The sequence below is a fragment of the Pseudomonadota bacterium genome, assembly GCA_027624955.1.
In the GTDB taxonomy this organism is placed as follows: domain Bacteria; phylum Pseudomonadota; class Alphaproteobacteria; order UBA828; family UBA828; genus PTKB01.
This window is the reverse complement of sequence record JAQBTG010000002.1, coordinates 128550-147626: the sequence shown is the minus strand read 5'-3', so window position 1 is coordinate 147626 and position 19077 is coordinate 128550. Positions and strand designations below refer to the sequence as shown.

At 59.6% G+C, this 19077-nt stretch carries 22 protein-coding genes; 9 read left to right on the top strand and 13 right to left on the bottom strand.

Features of this window, described 5'->3' with window-relative positions:
- Positions 1-41 precede the first annotated feature (41 nt).
- The 3 genes from O3A94_01550 to O3A94_01540 all read right to left on the bottom strand — a co-directional run bounded on the left by O3A94_01550 (position 42) and on the right by O3A94_01540 (position 3238).
- A complete protein-coding gene (locus tag O3A94_01550; GenBank protein MDA1354935.1) occupies positions 42-1622 on the bottom strand; it encodes a methyl-accepting chemotaxis protein in 1581 nt (526 codons plus the stop codon).
- Complete coding sequence (locus O3A94_01545) at positions 1619-2167, bottom strand: MCP four helix bundle domain-containing protein (protein MDA1354934.1); 549 nt, start codon at positions 2165-2167, stop codon at positions 1619-1621. Before O3A94_01545 ends, O3A94_01550 begins: the two co-directional genes overlap by 4 nt.
- A 186-nt stretch (positions 2168-2353) precedes the next feature.
- The gene (locus O3A94_01540) at positions 2354-3238 is read right to left on the bottom strand and encodes a DMT family transporter (protein MDA1354933.1); all 885 of its coding nucleotides are present in this window, start codon (positions 3236-3238) and stop codon (positions 2354-2356) included.
- A gap of 379 nt (positions 3239-3617) precedes the next feature.
- Between O3A94_01540 and O3A94_01535 the strand changes: the two genes are divergently transcribed.
- Positions 3618-4025: a hypothetical protein gene (locus O3A94_01535; GenBank protein ID MDA1354932.1), complete on the top strand. Its 408-nt coding sequence runs from the start codon at positions 3618-3620 to the stop codon at positions 4023-4025.
- A gap of 407 nt (positions 4026-4432) precedes the next feature.
- Here O3A94_01535 and O3A94_01530 read toward each other — a convergent pair whose 3' ends face one another.
- The 4 genes from O3A94_01530 to O3A94_01515 all read right to left on the bottom strand — a co-directional run bounded on the left by O3A94_01530 (position 4433) and on the right by O3A94_01515 (position 7328).
- On the bottom strand, positions 4433-4768 hold the full coding sequence (locus O3A94_01530; protein MDA1354931.1) for an aldehyde dehydrogenase: 336 nt from the start codon (positions 4766-4768) through the stop codon (positions 4433-4435).
- Positions 4768-6066: a sulfite oxidase gene (locus O3A94_01525; protein ID MDA1354930.1), complete on the bottom strand. Its 1299-nt coding sequence runs from the start codon at positions 6064-6066 to the stop codon at positions 4768-4770. Before O3A94_01525 ends, O3A94_01530 begins: the two co-directional genes overlap by 1 nt.
- Before the next feature lie 85 nt (positions 6067-6151).
- Positions 6152-6778, bottom strand: a complete 627-nt coding sequence (locus O3A94_01520) for a LysE family translocator (protein MDA1354929.1) — start codon at positions 6776-6778, stop codon at positions 6152-6154.
- A 73-nt stretch (positions 6779-6851) separates the two neighbouring features.
- Positions 6852-7328, bottom strand: a complete 477-nt coding sequence (locus O3A94_01515; protein MDA1354928.1) for a pyridoxamine 5'-phosphate oxidase family protein — start codon at positions 7326-7328, stop codon at positions 6852-6854.
- 115 nt (positions 7329-7443) lie between these two features.
- Here O3A94_01515 and O3A94_01510 point away from each other — a divergent pair, with 115 nt between their 5' ends.
- Positions 7444-8355 (top strand): phytanoyl-CoA dioxygenase family protein, encoded by a 912-nt coding sequence (locus tag O3A94_01510; GenBank protein ID MDA1354927.1) that lies wholly within the window; start codon positions 7444-7446, stop codon positions 8353-8355.
- A 19-nt stretch (positions 8356-8374) separates the two neighbouring features.
- On the top strand, positions 8375-9019 hold the full coding sequence (locus O3A94_01505) for a nitroreductase family protein (GenBank protein ID MDA1354926.1): 645 nt from the start codon (positions 8375-8377) through the stop codon (positions 9017-9019).
- A gap of 25 nt (positions 9020-9044) precedes the next feature.
- On the opposite strand, the gene O3A94_01500 is transcribed toward O3A94_01505, so the two are convergent.
- Complete coding sequence (locus O3A94_01500) at positions 9045-9644, bottom strand: DUF4197 domain-containing protein (protein ID MDA1354925.1); 600 nt, start codon at positions 9642-9644, stop codon at positions 9045-9047.
- A gap of 71 nt (positions 9645-9715) precedes the next feature.
- Complete coding sequence (locus O3A94_01495; GenBank protein ID MDA1354924.1) at positions 9716-10096, bottom strand: hypothetical protein; 381 nt, start codon at positions 10094-10096, stop codon at positions 9716-9718.
- Between the two features lie 116 nt (positions 10097-10212).
- Here O3A94_01495 and O3A94_01490 point away from each other — a divergent pair, with 116 nt between their 5' ends.
- The gene (locus O3A94_01490) at positions 10213-11205 is read left to right on the top strand and encodes an LLM class flavin-dependent oxidoreductase (protein MDA1354923.1); all 993 of its coding nucleotides are present in this window, start codon (positions 10213-10215) and stop codon (positions 11203-11205) included.
- On the opposite strand, the gene O3A94_01485 is transcribed toward O3A94_01490, so the two are convergent.
- Complete coding sequence (locus tag O3A94_01485) at positions 11202-12041, bottom strand: NAD(P)-dependent oxidoreductase (protein MDA1354922.1); 840 nt, start codon at positions 12039-12041, stop codon at positions 11202-11204. The two genes, O3A94_01490 and O3A94_01485, sit on opposite strands and share 4 nt — an antisense overlap.
- A gap of 155 nt (positions 12042-12196) precedes the next feature.
- Between O3A94_01485 and O3A94_01480 the strand changes: the two genes are divergently transcribed.
- Positions 12197-13543: an aspartate aminotransferase family protein gene (locus O3A94_01480; GenBank protein MDA1354921.1), complete on the top strand. Its 1347-nt coding sequence runs from the start codon at positions 12197-12199 to the stop codon at positions 13541-13543.
- 134 nt (positions 13544-13677) lie between these two features.
- Here the strand turns inward: O3A94_01480 and O3A94_01475 are convergent, their stop codons facing one another.
- Positions 13678-14298, bottom strand: a complete 621-nt coding sequence (locus O3A94_01475; protein ID MDA1354920.1) for a cytochrome b/b6 domain-containing protein — start codon at positions 14296-14298, stop codon at positions 13678-13680.
- A gap of 282 nt (positions 14299-14580) precedes the next feature.
- Between O3A94_01475 and O3A94_01470 the strand changes: the two genes are divergently transcribed.
- Positions 14581-14868: a hypothetical protein gene (locus O3A94_01470; protein MDA1354919.1), complete on the top strand. Its 288-nt coding sequence runs from the start codon at positions 14581-14583 to the stop codon at positions 14866-14868.
- Positions 14869-14913: 45 nt separating this feature from the next.
- Here the strand turns inward: O3A94_01470 and O3A94_01465 are convergent, their stop codons facing one another.
- Complete coding sequence (locus tag O3A94_01465) at positions 14914-16077, bottom strand: sphingomyelin phosphodiesterase (protein MDA1354918.1); 1164 nt, start codon at positions 16075-16077, stop codon at positions 14914-14916.
- A gap of 258 nt (positions 16078-16335) precedes the next feature.
- On the opposite strand from O3A94_01465, the gene O3A94_01460 reads away from it, so the two are divergent.
- Positions 16336-17496, top strand: a complete 1161-nt coding sequence (locus O3A94_01460; protein ID MDA1354917.1) for a class I SAM-dependent methyltransferase — start codon at positions 16336-16338, stop codon at positions 17494-17496.
- Here O3A94_01460 and O3A94_01455 read toward each other — a convergent pair.
- Positions 17453-17941, bottom strand: a complete 489-nt coding sequence (locus O3A94_01455; GenBank protein MDA1354916.1) for a PilZ domain-containing protein — start codon at positions 17939-17941, stop codon at positions 17453-17455. The two genes, O3A94_01460 and O3A94_01455, sit on opposite strands and share 44 nt — an antisense overlap.
- Before the next feature lie 243 nt (positions 17942-18184).
- Between O3A94_01455 and O3A94_01450 the strand changes: the two genes are divergently transcribed.
- Positions 18185-18544, top strand: coding sequence for a rhodanese-like domain-containing protein (locus tag O3A94_01450; GenBank protein MDA1354915.1), 360 nt, complete (start codon positions 18185-18187; stop codon positions 18542-18544).
- A gap of 36 nt (positions 18545-18580) precedes the next feature.
- Complete coding sequence (locus O3A94_01445) at positions 18581-19045, top strand: nucleoside deaminase (protein ID MDA1354914.1); 465 nt, start codon at positions 18581-18583, stop codon at positions 19043-19045.
- The last annotated feature ends 32 nt before the right edge of the window (positions 19046-19077 follow it).

The following is a 19077-nucleotide window of genomic DNA, read 5'->3' as shown; positions in this document are numbered from 1 at the left end:
TTTGCCCGGAGGGTCGTGTCGCCTATGAATTTTTCTGCGGTTCAGGCGGCGCGAATTTCGCTAAGAAAACCTCCGACCTCTTTGCGCAGCAGAGCGGACTGTTCCGACAATTCACTGGCCGCGCTCTTCATCTGCACGGCGGCGGAACCGGTTTCCTGCGCTGCAGCATGTACGCTGGTTATGTTCGACGCGACTTCTTGAGTGCCGACGGCGGCCTGTTGGACGTTGCGCGAAATTTCGCCGGTCGCGGCGCGCTGCTTTTCGAAAGCCGCGGCCACCATCGTCGAGGTTTCGCTGATGCTGCCAATCATGACACCGATGCCGCCGATAGCAGTCACCGCGTCCTCGGTCGCGCCTTGTAGTGTGGCAATCTGCGCGCCGATCTCCTCTGTCGCATTGGCGGTCTGGTTGGCCAGGCTTTTCACTTCGGACGCGACCACTGCAAAACCCTTACCCGCCTCGCCCGCGCGCGCCGCTTCAATGGTAGCGTTGAGGGCCAGCAAGTTTGTCTGACTGGCGATATCGTTGATCAGGTCCACAACTTGGCCGATCTTCTTCCCAGCTTCGGACAAGCTCTTGACCGTCTCATTGGTCTTTTCGGCTTCGGCAACCGCATTTTGCGCGTTGCGGGTAGACTCGCCCATTTGGCGCGCGATCTCGGCGATCGAAGCGTCCAATTCCTCAGTGGCGGTCGCGACCGCCTGAACATTAGCCGTTGTCTCTTCCGACGCCGAAGCTACGGCCGCGCTTTGCTGGCTGGTCTGCTCCGCCGTCACTGACATGGATTGGGCAGTCGTTTCCGATTGGGTTGAGGCGGCACTCACCGCATCGACGACCCCGGAAATATTGCTGTCGAATGTGCGGCAGAGATCGTCTACGCGCTGGGAGCGCGCCTCGCGTTCCTCTGCTTCAACTTTCTGCTCGGTGGAGAGGCGTTCTTTCTCGATGCCATTTTCTTTGAACACCTGCACCGCAGCGGCCATCTGGCCGATTTCATCGGCGCGCTCCCGCGCCGGCACCTCGACGGTGTTATCGCCATTCGACAGGTCCTTCATAACCGACGTCATAGCGGCAATCGGCTTGGCGATGGCGCGGCTGGTGGCGAAGGCAACGGCAACCGCGATGAACATTCCGATAGCCAGCAATGCCCATTCGATAATCGTCAGTTGGTGGACCGCGGCGCTGGCCGCAGCGGCATCCAATTCGAGAAGCGCTTCCTGATTCTCCACCATGCCGCCGGCGCGCTCTCCATTGGCGTCTTCCGGCCCAAGAAGCGTGGTCAGCAGTATGTTCGCGCTTGGCGCGGCCTCGGTGACCAGAATGTAATTGGCTGTGTTCCACTGAGCTGACCCGCGAATCTCGAACATCATTCCGGGCAAGGGAGAGAACTCCGCGCGCTCAGATTTGAAGATATCGAATTGCTTGGCCTGCGTGGCCGAGAGCAGCCCGGAGGCCTGGTTAAGATCGTTGAAACGCAGCTCGTTCTTGGCCCACAGGGTGTCGAATTTTTCTTTGTAACTCTCTTCGCCGGTCAACAGATAGGCGCGGATGTTGGCAACGCCTTGAGCCAGCGTGCCACGCACATCGGCCATGATGGTGAGCAGGGCGCGGCGATCATTCATGTGGAAAAGTCCATTTCCACTTCGGCTTCGGCATCGATCATCGCGGTTATGGCGCCGAGCATGACGCTGGCGTGGGGCGCAGCCTCGGTCACCAGCATTTGAGTGGCTGGATGTTCCTCTGGCGTGTTGGCAATGCTCTCGACCTTGGCTTGCGCGATCTCGAATTTGTCTAACACCGTTTTGAACGTGTTCCATTCCGCGACCTCTTCCGGATTTGTCCAGTGTTGGGAAAGTTCATCCAAATCGCTGCGGCGATGGGCGATATCGCGCCACACAGCGGCGCGCTCAACCTTGAAGAGTTCGTTGCCCGTCAACATCCAGCCACGCAGGCCGGCAAGCGAGGCATGAACATTATCCACCATGGTGGCACTGGCGATTGCTGTCGGTACACGCTGTTCGGAGATAAGCGCCACACTGCTGTCGATATGGTTAATCTTGATCAGGGTGACACCGACTGCCAGCGCGAGAACAATTGATACGGCTGCGAATCCTAACGCCAAACGCCCGCCGATGTTGCGTTTGAAACTAAACCCAGAAATCTTCATAGCTAATACATTCTCCATGAATAGATATTTCATGAACCTAAATGCGTATTACTATATGAATATCATTAAATAGGACATGCGCATTGGCTCTGCAATTACGGGTGCAGAATAATATTTTAGGCTTAAGAGAAGGTTAATATTAAACTATGCAATATTAAATAGTTTTAACGGAATCAGGTGGCGCACTCAGATGCTCAACAGAGCGATGCCGCCCACCACGAGGGCGATTCCGCCCCATTGTGCGAGGTTCACCGGCTCGCGCAGGAAGACGCGGGCGAGAATCACGGCAACCACCGAATAGGCCGAGCTGGCGACAATGGCGAACTCGCCATTGACGTAGCCGAGGCCGAGATAGACGCCGAGATAACCCATGGTGTCGAGCAGGCCGAGCACGATCAGGATCGGCCACAACCGCGGGTAAAACCGCGGCGCCTCGCGGCGCATCAAGAACCACAAAATGAACAGAATGGCGCCGACCAGGCGCACCGCGATCATGGTTTGCCAGGGCCCGTAAATTTCGATGGCCTCGCCGGCGGTGGTTAAAGTCACGGCGAAACAGAGCGCACCACCGAGAGACAGAAAGATCGTCCGGCGGATCACCGTGCCGTCATATTGTCCCCGCCAACTTCCGCCCGAAGACACCACCATCGCGACAACCCAGATGCCGAGCAGGGTCAACAACATGGCGAGCCAATGCCACCAATGTGGACTCGCGCCAAGCGCCAGCGAAATCGGCATGGCGAGCGCCGGATAGCTTGAGACCACGGGCGAAGCCAAGGAGACCGGCCCCTTGGTCAGCGCTTCATACAGCAGCACCGTGGCCAGCGCCGTGGTCGCGCCGGCGCCGACCAGCAGCCCCAGGCCGAGAACGCTGACCGCATCGGGGTTGTGCCACAGCATGGTATCGCCGCGCAGCCACATGAAGAGCAGAAGGGCGCCCACGCCGAGCACTGAGACAGCGAGAAAAGAGGCGGCCACGCCGACCGAGCGCCCGGTGAAGCGCGCGACAAAATCGGCAAAGCCCCAGGAAACAGCGGCGCCGGCGCCCCATAATACCGAACCGCCTTCCATCAGAAACGGCCAAACAGGCTACCGCACCGGCGAATAAAGCCGCGGAACGGGTGGGCCGGAAGGCAAGCGTAAAGGGAATTTGACATGTGGCCAGCGGATTATGGGGCCGGCGGATTATGTCGGCCTGATTAGAAGTACGCCAGCGCCAATTCGCATCACATCCGGCGCCGCGCCTCAACACGTGATACTTAACGGCGCCTAAATGTAACCGTTGTTAACATAAATTATTTCTGTTAAATCTGATGTAACGCCCGTTAACATATTTTCAAAGCCGCGTAGCGCCAGATTCCGCTTTGATGGCCCGCACGGATCAATTTGGAGGAACCGCAGGATGGCTAATTTGCCTGTAAAGTCACATAAAAACACACGTAAGACAGAAATGCTTACGAACCTATGGCAAAGCCTCGGCGGCGGCGATAACGCCGTGACCGTCGATAGTTTGCTGAAAAGCCTCAATGGCGAGCGGGAATATTGCGTTTATGGCGAATTGAACCGCAAGCAGCGCACTGTCCAAGTGGCCGAAGTCGGCTCCCATCTAGTCAACCGGCTGGGTGAGCGCTACCGCGCGCCCACCGATGAGCCCGGCGTCGCCGCAGCGGTGATGCAGAAACTTTCATCCCTCGGCAATCGTCTCATTGCCGACCAGAGCCCGCAATTGGGCCAGGGCGCCATTGCGCGCCGCGGGCAGCGCATCCATTACCGCGTCGCAGCCGTTCCCGTACTCAATTCTGAGGGTAACGGCCCGGCTTGGCTCGGCATCGTCGATTGGTCCCGCCGCGCCGCCTAAACCTCTCTAAGTCCCTGACATAGCATCCAGTTTTCCCAAATATCAAAAGCTGGCAATGCGCAGGACTTCGGATTTCCTACGCCCTGGCTACCCTGTGAGGAAGATTTCACAGGGGAGACCACCATGTCCGACACCACCCGCGTCACAACAAATGTTGCGAGCTGCATCGTTTCAGCCGTCGAAGCCGGAATGGAACGCTGGCGCCAAAAATTCTCACCAGAGCGGCCCTCGGACGCGCGTTGTCACGCCTGCGGCGGCGGGTTACTGCGCGACTATGTCCGCCTGCGCCAAACTGACATTCTCGGGCGTCCGATTTGGCTTCATATCGGCCCGTGTTTGGCGCAATTCGCGTCGCGGAGACGGCACACAGCCGAGTCGAGGCTGAGCCAGAGCGGCGCGGTGGATTCTTAACGCGGCGTATCCGCCGCAAGATTGGTCGAGAGATAGTCGAGAATTTCTCTGCGATCTTCCGGCGCCAACGCATCCATGCCATGTTCCTCGACCATATATTCGAGGGTCTCGTCCCAGCTATCCCGCGTCAGGCGCTGTTGCGCCACGAGCATTGTTGAATGGCAGGCATTGCAGGTGTCGAACGTGACCTCGCGCCCGGTGCCGGGCGGCAGCCCGCCATAATCTTCACCTACCTCTTCCGCCATCCCATCTTCCGCCATTCCAGCGGAAAGCGGCAGGATGAGGCTCGCGGAGAGCAACAGCAGCCGGAGCGCCAGGTGAGCACGCACCACTACGACGGCACGCGCAACGCCACGCGATGCATGGAATTATTGAGATATCCCTTGGCGTTCCAGGCAACCGCGAAGGGCTGCATGCGCCCGCCGGTATCTGTGGCGCGCGCCCACACCTCGTAATAGCCCTTGGACGGAAAGCGGATTCGGGTCCGCCAGTTCTGCCAAGCATAGCGATTGACCGGCGCATCGAGCTCGGCCCGTTGCCAGGTGGCGCCGAAATCATAACTGACTTCCACCCGCTCCACCGCATCGTCACCGGCCCAGGCATGGCCGCGCACCTCCATCACCCGGTTATCGGCGCCCAGTGAGGCGCCGGATTGCGGATAGGTGATCAGCGATTTGACCGGCATGGCCTCGATAATGCGCCAATCTTCGTCGGGAATTTTCTCGCCCGGCGCCACCGGATAACCCGGCGTGCGATAGGCTTTGCCGGTCATCTTGGCGCCGTCATGCACCTGATCGCGCACCCAAATGCGGCGCACCCATTTGCCTGAAACCGAAGCCGGCCAACCGGGCGCGACAATGCGCACAGGAAAGCCATGCCAATAGGGCAGCGCCTCGCCGTTCATGTCCCAAGCCAGCAGGGTGTGCGGATTCATCATCTTCCACACTGGCGCGCCGCGCGAGATGACTTCCTTCGACGCATCGCCGGAAAGGTGCAGATCATTGCCGTAATAGCCCGTATAGACCGCATTTTCGCGAATTCCGGCGGCGCGCAGGACATCGGCCACGCGCACGCCGGTCCAGCGCGCGCAGCCGACCGCGCCGGTGCTCCATTGATTGCCTCTGGCCGGCGGATCAAAGCTGGCACGGCCATTGCCGCCACACTCTATCTGCAAGGCCAAGGTCTGCGGCGCGAAGTTTTGTTTCAAATCGGCGAGCGATAGGGTCAGGGGATTGTCGACCTCGCCATCGATGGCCAGCGTCCAGTTTGAGGAATCTCCTGCCCGGGCGGCATCCGGCACCAAGCCGTTGTTGCGCACGAAATGCCGGGCATTGGGGGTGATCGCGTCATCCAAGAGATGCGCCGGCGTTTCCGCATTCAGCGGCCGGTCATTAAGAAGACGCAGGCCGTCCTTGCCGTCGATGATGAACGGCGCGTCCTCCGCGGCGAACGCCGCCGGTACAAGCCCGCCCGGCATGTTCCGCGCAAAGGGAATCGTGGTGCCCAAGGCCGCGCCCATCGCGGCGAGCCCCGCACCTTTGAGAAAACCGCGCCGACCAAATGCCAGCGCATCGCCGCGCTCGGGATCGTCTCGATAGAGTTCAAACAAGCCGCGTTCAGATTTGTTCATGATCAAGACCCTCGCTGCAAAATTTACGGGATATCAGAATTATACAGTAGAGCGGCGTCAATTCCATGTGATGACGAGGACCGATCTAGGCCCGGTGCAATGTCGCGGCGAGCACGCCGGCGGCGATCAGGAAACTGCCGCCGAGGCGGTTGATCAGGCGCATCGTGGCGGCGCGCTTAAAACGGGCGTGCATTTCGCCGGCCAACAGCGCCCAAAGGACAAGCGTGAACGCCGCCAGGGACACGAACGTCGCCTCGAATATGACGAGTTGCATGACGAGCGGGCGCTGAGGATCGATGAATTGCGGTACGAAGGTGACGAAAAATAGAATGCTTTTGGGATTGAGGGCGGTCACCACATAGCTGTTCCAGAACATCTGTCCGTAACCGGCGGTGGCAAATTTGCCGCCCTCCAACCCATCAAGCGACGGTTTGGCGCGCCACAGTTGGATGCCGAGCCAAATCAGATAGGCCGCGCCCACCAGCTTCAACACCGTAAACAAAGTGGCGGATGCGGCGAGAAGTGCGCCGGCACCCAACAGCGACGCGGTCATGGCGCTAAGATCACCCAACGCGACGCCCGGAACCGTGGCCCAGGCGCTAGACCGCCCGCGCCCCAAGGCATAGCTGACCACAAGCATCACCGTTGGCCCTGGAATGGCCAACAAGACCAGGCTCGCCAACACAAATGCGAGCCAGATTTCCAAATCCATAGAGACCTCTGCGCCAGCCGGCGGCCAGCAGGCCGCGAACTTAGCGGTGGATTAGCGCGCCGGTGTCGGCCGGTTAGTCATCGCCCTTGTTGTAATCCCAAGTGAGCCAATCCTGCGGCGTGATGGTGATGATGGTGCGGCCTTCGGCCATCACCGGTTCGACATAAGCGTCCGCGTCTTCCTTGCCGAGCGCCTTGCCGAGCACCGCCAGTGTCACTTCACGGATGAGTCCCTTATCCTGGGACAGTACGCCATTGCCGCGGCACATGATGGCCCAGGCACCAGCGGCGACGCCTTGCTCAAGACGGGGATCTTCATCGATCAATATCGATACGCGCTTATCGGCGGCGATGTTTTTCAGATGAATCCGGCCCGCTCCCATGGTGAGGCGAAAGACTTCACCGTTCCAATGATACCAAATCGGCGTCAGGTGAATCATGCCGTCCGGGCGATAGGTCGCCATGCGGGCGAGCGCGGTGGCACCGAGCCGCTCGTCGATCTCCTGTTTGCTTAGCGCATTTTCTTTGGTCGCGGTGGTCTTCGAACTCATGCTGTTTCCTCAATGCTAAAGAACTTACGGCGGTCGCCAGATGATAGCTGCGCGCACGAACGAGCGAAAGCCCGAGTGCTTCGCTGTTGCGCGAGAATGCAGTAAAATAAATCGCATGATGTCTTCCCTGCCGCAACCGACAACCGACAGCGCCCAAGCCAAAGGCGATTTGGACAAGCACGGCTATTGCATTTTGACCGGCCTGTTGGACGCCGCTGACATTGCTGACATGCAGTCGCGCGTGCCGCAGCTTGCTGCGGAGGAACGGGCGCGCAGCCTCCACGACCAAGCGCAGGGCAAAACCGACAACCAGTATATTTACATGATGATCAATAAGGGCCAGGTGTTTCTCGATCTCGTGCAGCACCGCGCAATATTGGACATGGTCGGCCATGTGTTGGGGCCGGCATATCTGCTGTCGGCAAGCGATGCGATCCTGTGCAAGCCGGGCGGCAAGGAGATGCCGCTGCATAGCGATCAATGGTGGCTTCCCGAGCCGACGCCGCGCAACCAGCGCCCGGCGCACCGCGCCGGAGAAATGCAGCGCTTTACCCACTGCGCCGATAGCGGCGATGCCGACAAGCCGATCAACCCGGCCGCCGCCTGCAGCGTCATGTGGATGGTGAGCGCCTTCACTCAAGAAAACGGCGCAACGCGTCTGGTTCCCGGCAGCCATCTGTTGGGCGAACAGCCCGACCCAGCGGTGCCCTACAAGGTGGAAACCATAGCCGGTGCCGCCAGTGCCGGAGCGGCGCTTATATTTGACAGCCGGATGTGGCATGCGACCGGCGCCAACCGCACGGATGCGCCGCGCATCGGCATCATCAATGTCTATTGCGGCCCACAATTCCGGCCGATGGAAAATTACACACTCGGCGCGACGGACGATATTGTCGCCACCGCGTCGCCTGAACTTCTGGCACTGCTGGGCTTTCGTGTTTGGGATGGCTACGGAAAACTCGATGACCCGGGGGTCGAATATATCTCGCGGCCCAACTTTGCCGGCCCGGTGCCAATAAAATCATGATCTCACGAAAGGGAATGAGATGAGTGTCTTCGATCTCACTGTAACCGACGCCTTGCTTTCCACCACCCGATCGGTGCGCAAGCGCCTCGACCTTGAGCGCCCGGTGCCGAGCGAAATCATCCGCGACTGCCTGGAGCTTTCGATGCAGGCGCCGAGCGGCTCCAACGTCCAAGGCTGGCGTTGGATCGTGGTCACAGACGGTGAAAAACGCCGTGCCCTCGCCGACATCTACCGCAAGGGCACCGATACCTATTTGGAAGACGGATACCGCGCGGCCAAAGAGGCCGGCGCGGCGCAGGATGTGCGGGTCTATGATTCAGCACGCTATCTGTTCGATCGGATGGAAGACGTCCCCGTCCTCGTCATACCCTGCATCAAAGTGCGCGACGAGTTGATCGATAAACCGGAGATTTATTGGCCGAGCCTGATGGGCTCAATTTTGCCCGCCGTCTGGAGCTTTCAACTGGCCTTGCGGGCGCGCGGGCTGGGCTCAACCTACACCACCTTGCATCTCAATTGCGCTGATCAAGCAGCGGCGCTGCTCGGCATTCCCGACGATATCAGGCAAGCAGGTCTGCTGCCGGTTGCCTATACGCTCGGCACCGATTTCAAGCCGGCCAAGCGTCGGCCGCTCGATGAAATCCTGCACTGGGACGCGTGGTAGGCCGGATGCGTGGGAGGCGGCGCCTCTAGCCGAAGACGCGGCGCAATAGATCAGTGGTGCGTTTCACCGGCTCGTTGCGGATCGAGGCTTCTTCCTTGGCGATATAGTGGAAGATGCCTTTCAGGCCGAGCGTCAGCACATGGGCGGTCAAATCCGCTTTGACGTCGGGCATGAACGGCAATGAATCATATTCTCCCATCGTCTGCTCATAAACCTGCACCGCGCCCGCCTCGTTGAGCGCATTGTCGATAATCGGGCGCATGGCGTCACTCAGGCCGGCTGAGGTCGTGCGTTGAAAATATTGCGTCGCCGCGTCGTCCGGCCCGCTTAGAATTCCGCGCACATCGTCGAGCGTCATATCCTCGATAGCGCCGAGAAAAAGCTCCTTGGCGCGCGGTGTCGCGAGCTCGGCGGCACGGTTGAGGCGGAGTTCCAAATCCTCCAGCAGGCCCGCCATGCGCACCATTTCGAGCGCGTCACGCACTTTGTCGAGGCTTTTGGGCAACGGGATATGAATAAGCGAATCAAGGTTGAACCCATCGACGGCGCCCAACTGCGAAACCACATGCTCAGAGGCGAATTGCAGCGCCTGGCGCAGACCGGCACCGATGTCGGCATTGCTCAGGACACCGCCGCCGTCCGAGCCAGAGCTCGATCCGCCGGTAATGCTGTCTAACAGCCCGCCGCCGCCACTGGTTAAACCGTCAAGGTTATCGGTGATCGTCGAGAGAAACGAGCCGTCGCTTTCGGCGCCGCGGCACGCGCCGCGTCTGCGCTGGCGGAGCTTGCATTCTCCACCGGCTCACTCGCAGATCGCGCCGTCGGACCCTGCGCGTCGATGGCGGCGCGGAGGTCGGCGAGAAAGTTAGGATCGGCAGAGCGCGCGCGCTCGGCGTCATCGATCAGGCTGTTCAGGCGCTCAACAAGCGCCGCCCGGGCGGGATCGTCACCTTGCCAAGTCTGATAACGCGGCTCGTCGGCGGCACGGGCCGCCACGCCAACAGATACGGCGGCGCCAACGGACAGGATGAATAAGAGGGTGAGAAATACGAACTTCGAGAATATTTTCATAGCCATAATTTTAGCGCCAAAATTCATTCTGCCTAGAGTGTTAATGCTGGCAATTTGGCTATACGGCGCGCGGCACCACTTTCCGCTTGGCGCGGAGCCAAGGGTCGCGCAGTATGCCGCGCATGATTCCGCTCTCCGTTCTCGACCTTTCTCCCATCATCGAGGGCGGCGACGCTTCGCGCGCCTTCGCCAATACCCTCGATCTCGCGCGTCATGCTGAGGCCTGGGGTTTCAACCGCTTTTGGCTGGCCGAGCATCACAACATGACCGGCATCGCCAGTGCCGCGACGGCGGTTGTTATCGGCCATGTTGCCGGCGGCACCTCGACGATCCGGGTGGGCTCCGGCGGCATTATGCTGCCCAACCACGCGCCGTTGGTAATCGCCGAGCAGTTCGGCACGCTCGAAGCGCTCTATCCGGGACGCATTGAACTTGGCTTGGGGCGGGCACCGGGCACTGACCAGCGCACCGCCCAGGCACTGCGCCGAACGCTGCAAGGCGACGTCAATGATTTTCCGCGCGATGTGTTGGAGCTGCAGCATTATTTCGGGCCCGTTCAACCCGACCAGTTCGTGCAGGCGGTGCCGGGCGCCGGCCTCAATGTGCCTATTTGGATACTTGGCTCAAGTCTGTTCGGCGCCCAGCTCGCCGCAATGCTCGGCCTGCCCTACGCCTTCGCATCGCATTTCGCCCCCGCCGCGCTGATGCAAGCGATCGAGATTTACCGTGCCGAATTCAAGCCGTCGCAACAATTGGCCGCGCCCTATGTGATGGTGGGCTTCAACGCCTTCGCCGCTGATAGCGAAGAAGAGGCGGATTTTTTGCGCTCTTCCGCGCAGCAAAGTTTCCTCAGCCTCCGGCGCGGCAACCCCGGCCCGCTGCCGCCCCCCATCAAAAATTTCACTCAGACACTCTCGGCGCAGGAGTTAGACGTGCTGGACTCAGTCCTCTCCTGCTCGACAGCGGGCTCACCCGAAACGGTGCGCGCCGGCATCGCTGAATTCGCCGAACGCACGGGCGCCGATGAATTGATCGTGACGTCGCATATTTTCGATCACGACAAGCGCCTGCGCTCGTTCGAAATCATCGCTGATGTGGGGATCGCTAAAGACTAGCCGGTCGGCCACGGCTTCAAATCGCGAATCAGGGATATCAAGGCGGTCGGGAGGCCCTCGGCCTCCTCTGGCGGCAGCGCGTCCATCATGCTGTCCAGATCCTTGGCGAGAATCCCGAGGGTGTTTTCCGGCGTGTAGCCGTGGCGCGAGAATTCAATGCGGTTGAAATTGGACGCCAGCCAATTTTGGCCGGAGCTGTCGTTCACCACCGCCAACAGCCGGTCCTCATCGACGCCGAGAGTCTTCGCCCAGCGCAGCACCGTGCGAGTTGCCGCGACGGAGCTAGCGGCGCAAAAATTATTGAGCACCTTGGCCGTCATGCCCGCGCCGAGTGGACCCAAGCGGTGAATCTTATCCCCCATCGCAGCAAACAGCGGCTGCAAATGGTCGATCAATTTTTCGTCGCCGCCGAGCATGAAACTCAAGCGCGCCTCCTCGGCCGAGACGCTGGCGCCCGACATCGGCGCATCGATCAGCGCAATCTCCGCCGGAATGCGGCTGCGCAGTTCCGCGATATAGCGCGGCGACAGGGTCGAGCAGATCAGCACCGTGTCGATAGCCGACGGCCGCCGTGTGATCAGCGCTTGATCATCGAATAGCAGTTGCTCGGTCTGCGCCGCATCGCGCACCACGCTCAATATGATACGCCGACCGGCGGCGAATCCTTCGGCATCGGTCATCCGCGGCGCGAGATCGCCGAATGATGCGGCGGGCAGGACATCCAATCCAGCGACATCAAATCCGGCGCGGATCAGGGCGCGCGCCATCGGCGCGCCCATCCGCCCACATCCGGCGACGCCGATCGGGCCGATCAGGCTTGCGGAATTCTCATTCATTGCGTGACCCTAACATGGAGTGAACCTAACCTAAAAAAAGCCGATGCGGCACACTTCCTCTTGATCTTTTACCGCGTGGCGACGCACACTCCCGGCCAGCAAAATCGACCATCAAGTATGGCGGCAAAGCCGCACAAATAAAGGGGAATAAGTCCATGTCCAACAATGCCGAAGCTGATTTGCTCGAGCGCGATGCGCAACATCTGATCCACCCGCTGCACAGCAAGGCGGTCCACGCGACCGGCAAGGTTTGGGTCGGCGGCGAGGGCGCCTATTTGGTGGATGCGAATGGCGATAAATTCATCGATGGGTTGTCCGGCCTGTGGAACAACACCGCCGGCAACGGGCGCAGCGAATTGGTTGAAGCCGGCAGCAAGCAGTTGGCGGAGATGGCCTATGCCTCGGGTTATGCCGGCAGTTCCAATCCGCGCGCGATCGAACTGGGCGAGAAGATCGCCAAAATCACCTATCCCAACATCAATCAGTTCTTTTTCACCTCCGGCGGCGGCGAAGCGACGGACAGCAATATCAAGATGGCGCGCTATTACTGGAAGCTGAAGGGCAAGCCCGAAAAGACCAAAGTAATCTCGCGCATCCTCGGCTATCACGGCGTGACAATGGCCGCGATGTGCGCCACCGGCATCAGCATGTATTGGCCGGCGTTCGAGCCGAGATTCCCGGGCTTCAGGCATATTCCGAGCCCCTATCCCTATTTCTATGAAGCCCCAGACGGCGCCGAGAGCCAAGGCATCGCGGCGGCGAATGAGTTGGAGAAAGCCATTCTCGAAGAGGGCGCCGATACGGTGGCGATGTTCATCGCTGAGCCGGTGCAGGGCGCGGGCGGCGTGATCGTGCCACAGGATGATTATTTCCCGCGTATTCGCGAAATTTGCGACAAATATGACGTTCTGCTGGTATCCGATGAAGTGATCACCGGATTCGGGCGCACCGGCAAGATGTTCGGCCTCGAACATTGGGGCGTGAAGCCCGATCTGATGCAGTTTGCCAAGGCCATCACCTCGGGCTACTTCCCGCTCGGCGGCATCGGCGTCAGCGATGAAATCGCCAACACCATGAACGAAAGCGGCAAGCCCTGGATGCACGCCTATACCTACAGCGCCCATCCGACCGGCTGCGCCATCGCCTGCGCCATGCTTGACCTGATCGAGAAAGAGGATTTCCCGGCCCAGGCAGCAGAGAAAGGCGCGCGGCTTTTGGCCAACCTCAAGTCCGCGCTCGGTGATCATCCGAATGTCGGCGAAGTCCGTGGCCTCGGCATGATGTGCGCGGTGGAGTTCGTTAAAGACCGGGCGACCAAAGAAGTGTTCGATGCCGCCGACGGCATCGGCGCCAAGGTCAACGCCGAAACCATGGATCGCGGCATGTTCAGCCGCGTGCGCGGTGACGCCTATTACATCGCACCGCCCATCGTCACCAACGACGCCACCCTCGACCGCATCGTCGAAATCATGGCGGAGAGCACCAAGGCCGTACTGGGCTGAATTAGCGGTTAGGCAGCGATCGTCCGCCGGGTAGTTTGGCGCGTGCCCGGCGGCGAATTGCGGCTCGAGATGCGGCAGAAATATTGCTGTTGAGACGTTTGCAATTTTCTTTGGCGCTTTTCTCGTTTGCGGTACTACTCCCGTTTGCGGCCCGTAACCATTGATTTGGCGAGATTTTCACGATGCACGAGGCTCGCAAGCGCGACCCCGCCAACATGGGCAATGATGAGGATGAGCGTCAGATTGGCGAAAGTTTCATGCAGCTCTTCCCAAAATTCCTCTTCTTCGTCCTCGTCCTCCCCTTCCCCCGTATGCTCCCCCTGGGCGCTGCCACTTTCGCCGAATAGCGGCGCTAGCGGGCCTCGGTTTTCAGCACCGTAAGCGGCAAGGCCGGTCCCGACCGCAACCAGCAGGCTGGCCAACATCAGGAGGACCATAAGACCACCGGCCGGACTATGGCCGAGATGGCGCGGCGCGCGAAAGGTGAAAAGTTGCAACAGGTAGCGCCCGGCAACCTTCGGCCCAGTGACAAAATCACTAAAGCGCGCGTGGCGCGGGCCAATAAATCCCCACCCGATCCGCAGCACGATCAGCCCACCGACCACATATCCCGCCCAGGCATGCACGACCATCAAGTCATCTTCGGTCAGATAGGCGATGAAATAGGCCGCGACCAAAATCCAGTGAAAAAAGCGGACGAAAATATCCCAAACCCGTACTTGTCGAGCTGTACCACCGGTCGATTGTTCGGTCATGGCGCCAGACTCCCCTTCGTTGTTTTTACTGACCTCACGATGCGCCGGAAATCCACGCTCCGACCCCGCTATTCTTGCTTCAGCACGGCAGTATGTTTCGCAAGTGTGCACTCCACCACAAAAACAATCAGCGCGATAACGAAGATTACCAGCCAGACCATGTTTTCATGAGGCCCTTTCGCCGAACTCTTCGCCCGCCACCAGAACATCGATCACGAATTTCAGAAACAGATAGCAGCACCGATATCGCCATGCCGCCGCAGACGAAGAGGCGCGCGGCTTTTGGCCAATCTCAAATCCGCGCTCGGCGATCACCCGAATGTCGGCGAAGTTCGTGGCCTCAGCATGATGTGCGCGGTGGAATTCGTTAAAGACCGGGCGACCAAAAAAGTGTTCGATGCCGCCGACGGCATCGGCGCCAAGGTCAACGCCGAAACCATGGATCGCGGCATGTTCAGCCGCGTGCGCGGTGACGCCTATTACATCGCGCCGCCCATCGTCACCAACGACGCCCCCCTCGACCGCATCGTCGAAATCATGGCGGAGAGCACCAAGGCCGTATTGGGCTAAGCGAGCCCGCCAAAATCGGCTTCCCGCCAGGCGCCCCAGCCCCGCTTACTCGGACAATTCCGGTAGCGGGCAGTGTGGCGCGCTGGCGGCCAGAGCGTCGCTCGGTGCGTCGGTCGGCGTATCGCTGAAATCGAAATAGCCCCAGACGGAAAAATGGTCGGAGAGATCGCAAAGGTCTTCGCCACTGACGCTGGAAAACAGCGTGCCGTCTTCAAAGTCAAAACGCGTGCGGAACACCAGCGGGCAATTGCTGCTGTAGGCCGGGGCGCGAAAGCCGCGTAGCGCGAAGACATAATCGACATAGCCGTTGCCGCGCCTCACCCAATCATTGCGCATCTCTCGCGTATAGCGGTGGCCGAGAAAATTCGGTGCGATGGCGCCGAGCAGGGAATCATCTTCCAGCTCAGCGAATTCCCGGCGCAGCATGTTGAAATCGCCGCCGACGATGATCGGTTCAGATTGGGGAATGCCGGAGCTGCGCGTGGCAAACTCGCGGATCTGCCCGAACTGTTTCCGCTTCGCTGCACTTTGCTCGGAATTCCAACCGAATTGTGCATGCGTCCCAATCACGTGATAGCGCCGCCCAAATTTTTCGATTGCCGCATAGACGAACCCCTTGGCGGCATGGCAATCGCGACCGTCACAATCGCCGTAAACCAGTTCCTTAGCCTCGGTGATCGGATATTTGGCAACAATGATGACGCCGCCGTCCTGATCGACGAAGCTATCGCCCTCACCGGCCGCGCCGAAGCCGCAGCTTTCACCTTTGGCGCAAGCGCGGATCGGCGGGTCTTGGGCATGAACGCGATTGGTGCTGTCGGAATCCTGGTCGCGGTAAGCGCTGGCGAGAATATGCGTGCTGTAAAGAAACCCCTCGGCGCGCAGTCCTTCAAGAAGTACGCGGCGCGCATCATCGTCATAAACTTCGCTCAGGATGGCAACATCGAACGGACTGAGAAAAGGCGCGATCAGCGCTGCCCGCTCCTCCTGAGCAACCGCGAATTTATCCCCCATGAAGGGAATATCGCGGGCGCTGATTGGCAACAGATAGGTGTTATAGGCGATGACGCTCAGCCGATCCGCGGCGCTGTAGGCCTCGGGCTGATAGTTGATCCCCGGCCCGGCGCATTGGCGCGCCGCTCCCACGCTGGAGGGCAGCGCGAGCAAAAGCGCAAGTGCCAGCATCAATCCGGTTGAGAGCCTTGTCATCGCGCGGCAGCCTGGAGCGCCGACACCGCGATGTCCAGCGCGCCGGATAAACTCGACAAAAAATGAAATTTGTCGCTATTTCGGGTGCCGTCGCCAGCTTTTGCATTTTCCGGCATTTCAATCGGCGCGGAGGACATGCTAGCTTCGCGCGGCCTGCCACAAATTGAGTCGCTGGCTGGGCGTTTGGGCCGCCGTTTTGTCGTCGTTTGCCGTCTAAGCCGGGCAGCGGAAAGACACTATAATTGAAGGAGTTAGAGGGTGCTTGGAATATCAGCTAGCGGTATGATCGACAAATTCGCCAATCGCCTGAAGGACATGGAATCGAGCTTCATGCTCAAGATGCCTGACGGCTCGGAGCGCGTGCTGGGCAATGGCGAGCCGAAATTTGAGATCGTCCTCAACAACCAGCGCGCCGTAAAAGCCATGGGCTCGCTCGACGAAGCCAATATCGGCGAGGCCTATCTGCAAGGCGATTTCGATATCAATGGCGATTTGCTGGAGATGTTCTCGCTGCGCGGCTCGATGGATGACCGCCACCCGATGGTCGCAGCATGGCGCTTCATCCAGCCGCTATTGTTCGGCCAAGTCTATACCAATCGCCAAGCGATCTCGTCGCATTATGATGCCGATCCAAGAATGTTCCTGAGCTTTCTCGATAAAGAGATGCCGGCCTACACCCAGGGCACCTATGAAAGCGACGATGAAACGCTTGCGGTAGCGACCGAGCGCAAGTTCAAATACGTCATGGACATGTGCGAGCTCGGCCCGCGCAAGACCGTACTTGAGATCGGCCCTGGCTGGGGTGCTTTTGCCCGTCATGCGCTACGCGAGGGCGTCGAGCTCACCGGCGTCACCATCTCAGCCGAATCGCAAACCTATCTCAACGAATTTCTTGGTGAGTTTGCCGATCATTTCCAGATCGATTTCGTGGATATTTTATCCTACAAGCCCAAGCAAAAATTCGACGCCATCGTGATCATGGGCGTGATCGAACATCTGCCCAATTACGAAGCGGTGCTGAAAAAATTCGAAAGCGTGCTCAAGCCCGGCGGGCTGGTATTTGTTGATGCCAGCGCGGCGCGTAAGAAATATGAACTTTCAACATTCATGGTGCGCCATATCTATCCCGGCAATCATTCGTTTTTCGTGCTGCACGACTTCATGGAAAAGCTCAATCGGTCGCCGTTCGAGATCCTCGAAGTGCAGAACGACCGACACAGCTATTTTCTGACTTTCCGCCAATGGGCGATGAATTTGGAAGAGAGCAAGGATTTCATTTGCGAGAATTTCGGCGAAATCGAGTACCGCAAATTCCGCCTGTATCTATGGGGCGCGGCCTATGAATTCATGGTCAAGGCTCTCGATTGCTACCGCCTCATACTTTATTTGCCGAAGAACGAGCTCGATTGGAAGCGCTAGGAAGCGGCGACTGATAACCATCGGCGACGCTCTGCATTGTTGAATTGCGACCGTTTGATCCGCTATTTGCCGAAGAACCAGCTTCCTTGGAAGCGCTAGGAAGCGGCGACGGATCATCATCGTCGACGCCCTGCATGGCCAACAGCGTGGCACTATCAAGGCCGACCAGTTGAACCGCACGCATGCCGTCTTCATGCACGCGGACAACCCTGCCGGCGAATGCCACCGGCCTGCCATCCGGCCCTTGCATGGTGCCTTCGACATGATCGTTGGCATGGTAATCGTCCAATCCGCTCGACAAAAAGCCGCCTTGCGACCAATTGCTGGAGCGCCCCTCACGCTGGCCCGATTTGATCCGGAGCTGGCGTTTCTTGTCATAGTTTCGCGCGTGTTCGCGCTGCCTCGCGGCCTCGGCGAAACCCCCTCTGACGGGTTGGATGATCAACAGATACTCCCCTGGCGCTGAGATTGCCGGCGCGCCGAGAACGGTAGCGGCACATGCGCAACGCAGCCTTGGTAACACCCATCGTAAAGCAAATGTATTAATGCACCGTGGCGTTACGGGATATTTCGGCCCTGCGCTGACGCTAGAAACCTGGCGAATTGCCGTGCATCCAAAAAGTGAATTCAAACCACCGAAAAAAAGCTATCGTGACGTGAAATCAGTTCTCAGCGGGAAGGAATAAAAATGGATCAATCGATGATGGAAATGGTGGCCGAGGCAAAGAGCATGGTGCCCGCCATCGCGCCGGAAGAGGCCGCCAAACTGATGGCTGCCGGCGACGCTGTGGTGGTCGATGTGCGCAATGACGGCGAGGTGGCGCAAAGCGGCAAAATTGCCGGCGCGCTTCATGTCCCACTCGATCAATTCGTAAATATATTTGCCACGGTTGTGAACAAGGACAAGGTAATCCTGCTCTATTGCGCCTCGGGCGGACGTGCGGCGCTGGCGGGCAAAATCCTGCTGGAAAATGGCTATACCGATGTCCGCAACCTCGGCGGCTTCAGCGGATGGGCGGAGAGCGGCGGCGCCGTCGAGCAAATTTAGCCGCCGATCCAGAGACCGGAACGCAAGTGGGAGGCGATGATGAACAGCGATGAAGCGATGCGCCGTGCGATCGAGCTGGGGCGGCAAATGATGCTCTCCGGCGAGGGCCGGCCGTTCGGCTGTGTGATCCTGAGGAACGGCGAGGTCATCGGCGAGGGCTGCAACTCCATGGACCGCGATCACGACCCGACGGCGCATGGCGAGGTCGAAGCCATTCGCGACGCCTGCCGCCGCCTCAAGACCCTGGATTTGTCCGGCGCCGAACTTTATACGAGCTGCGAGCCCTGCCCGATGTGCACCAGCGTCATGTACCTCGCCGGTATTTCCAAGCTCTATTATGCCGCTTCCGCCGAGGATCCCAGCCTGTTCGGCAGCGACCCCAGCCGCTTGCGCCGCGAGGTCGGCAAGCCGGTCGCCGAGCGCGCGATGGCACATCAACAATTGATGGCAGAAGAAGGCCGCGCGCTGCTGCTGGAGTGGGCCAGTTCACTGAACAGCTAGCGCCCGCCCGTCCCTTGCGGTTGGGCGGCGCG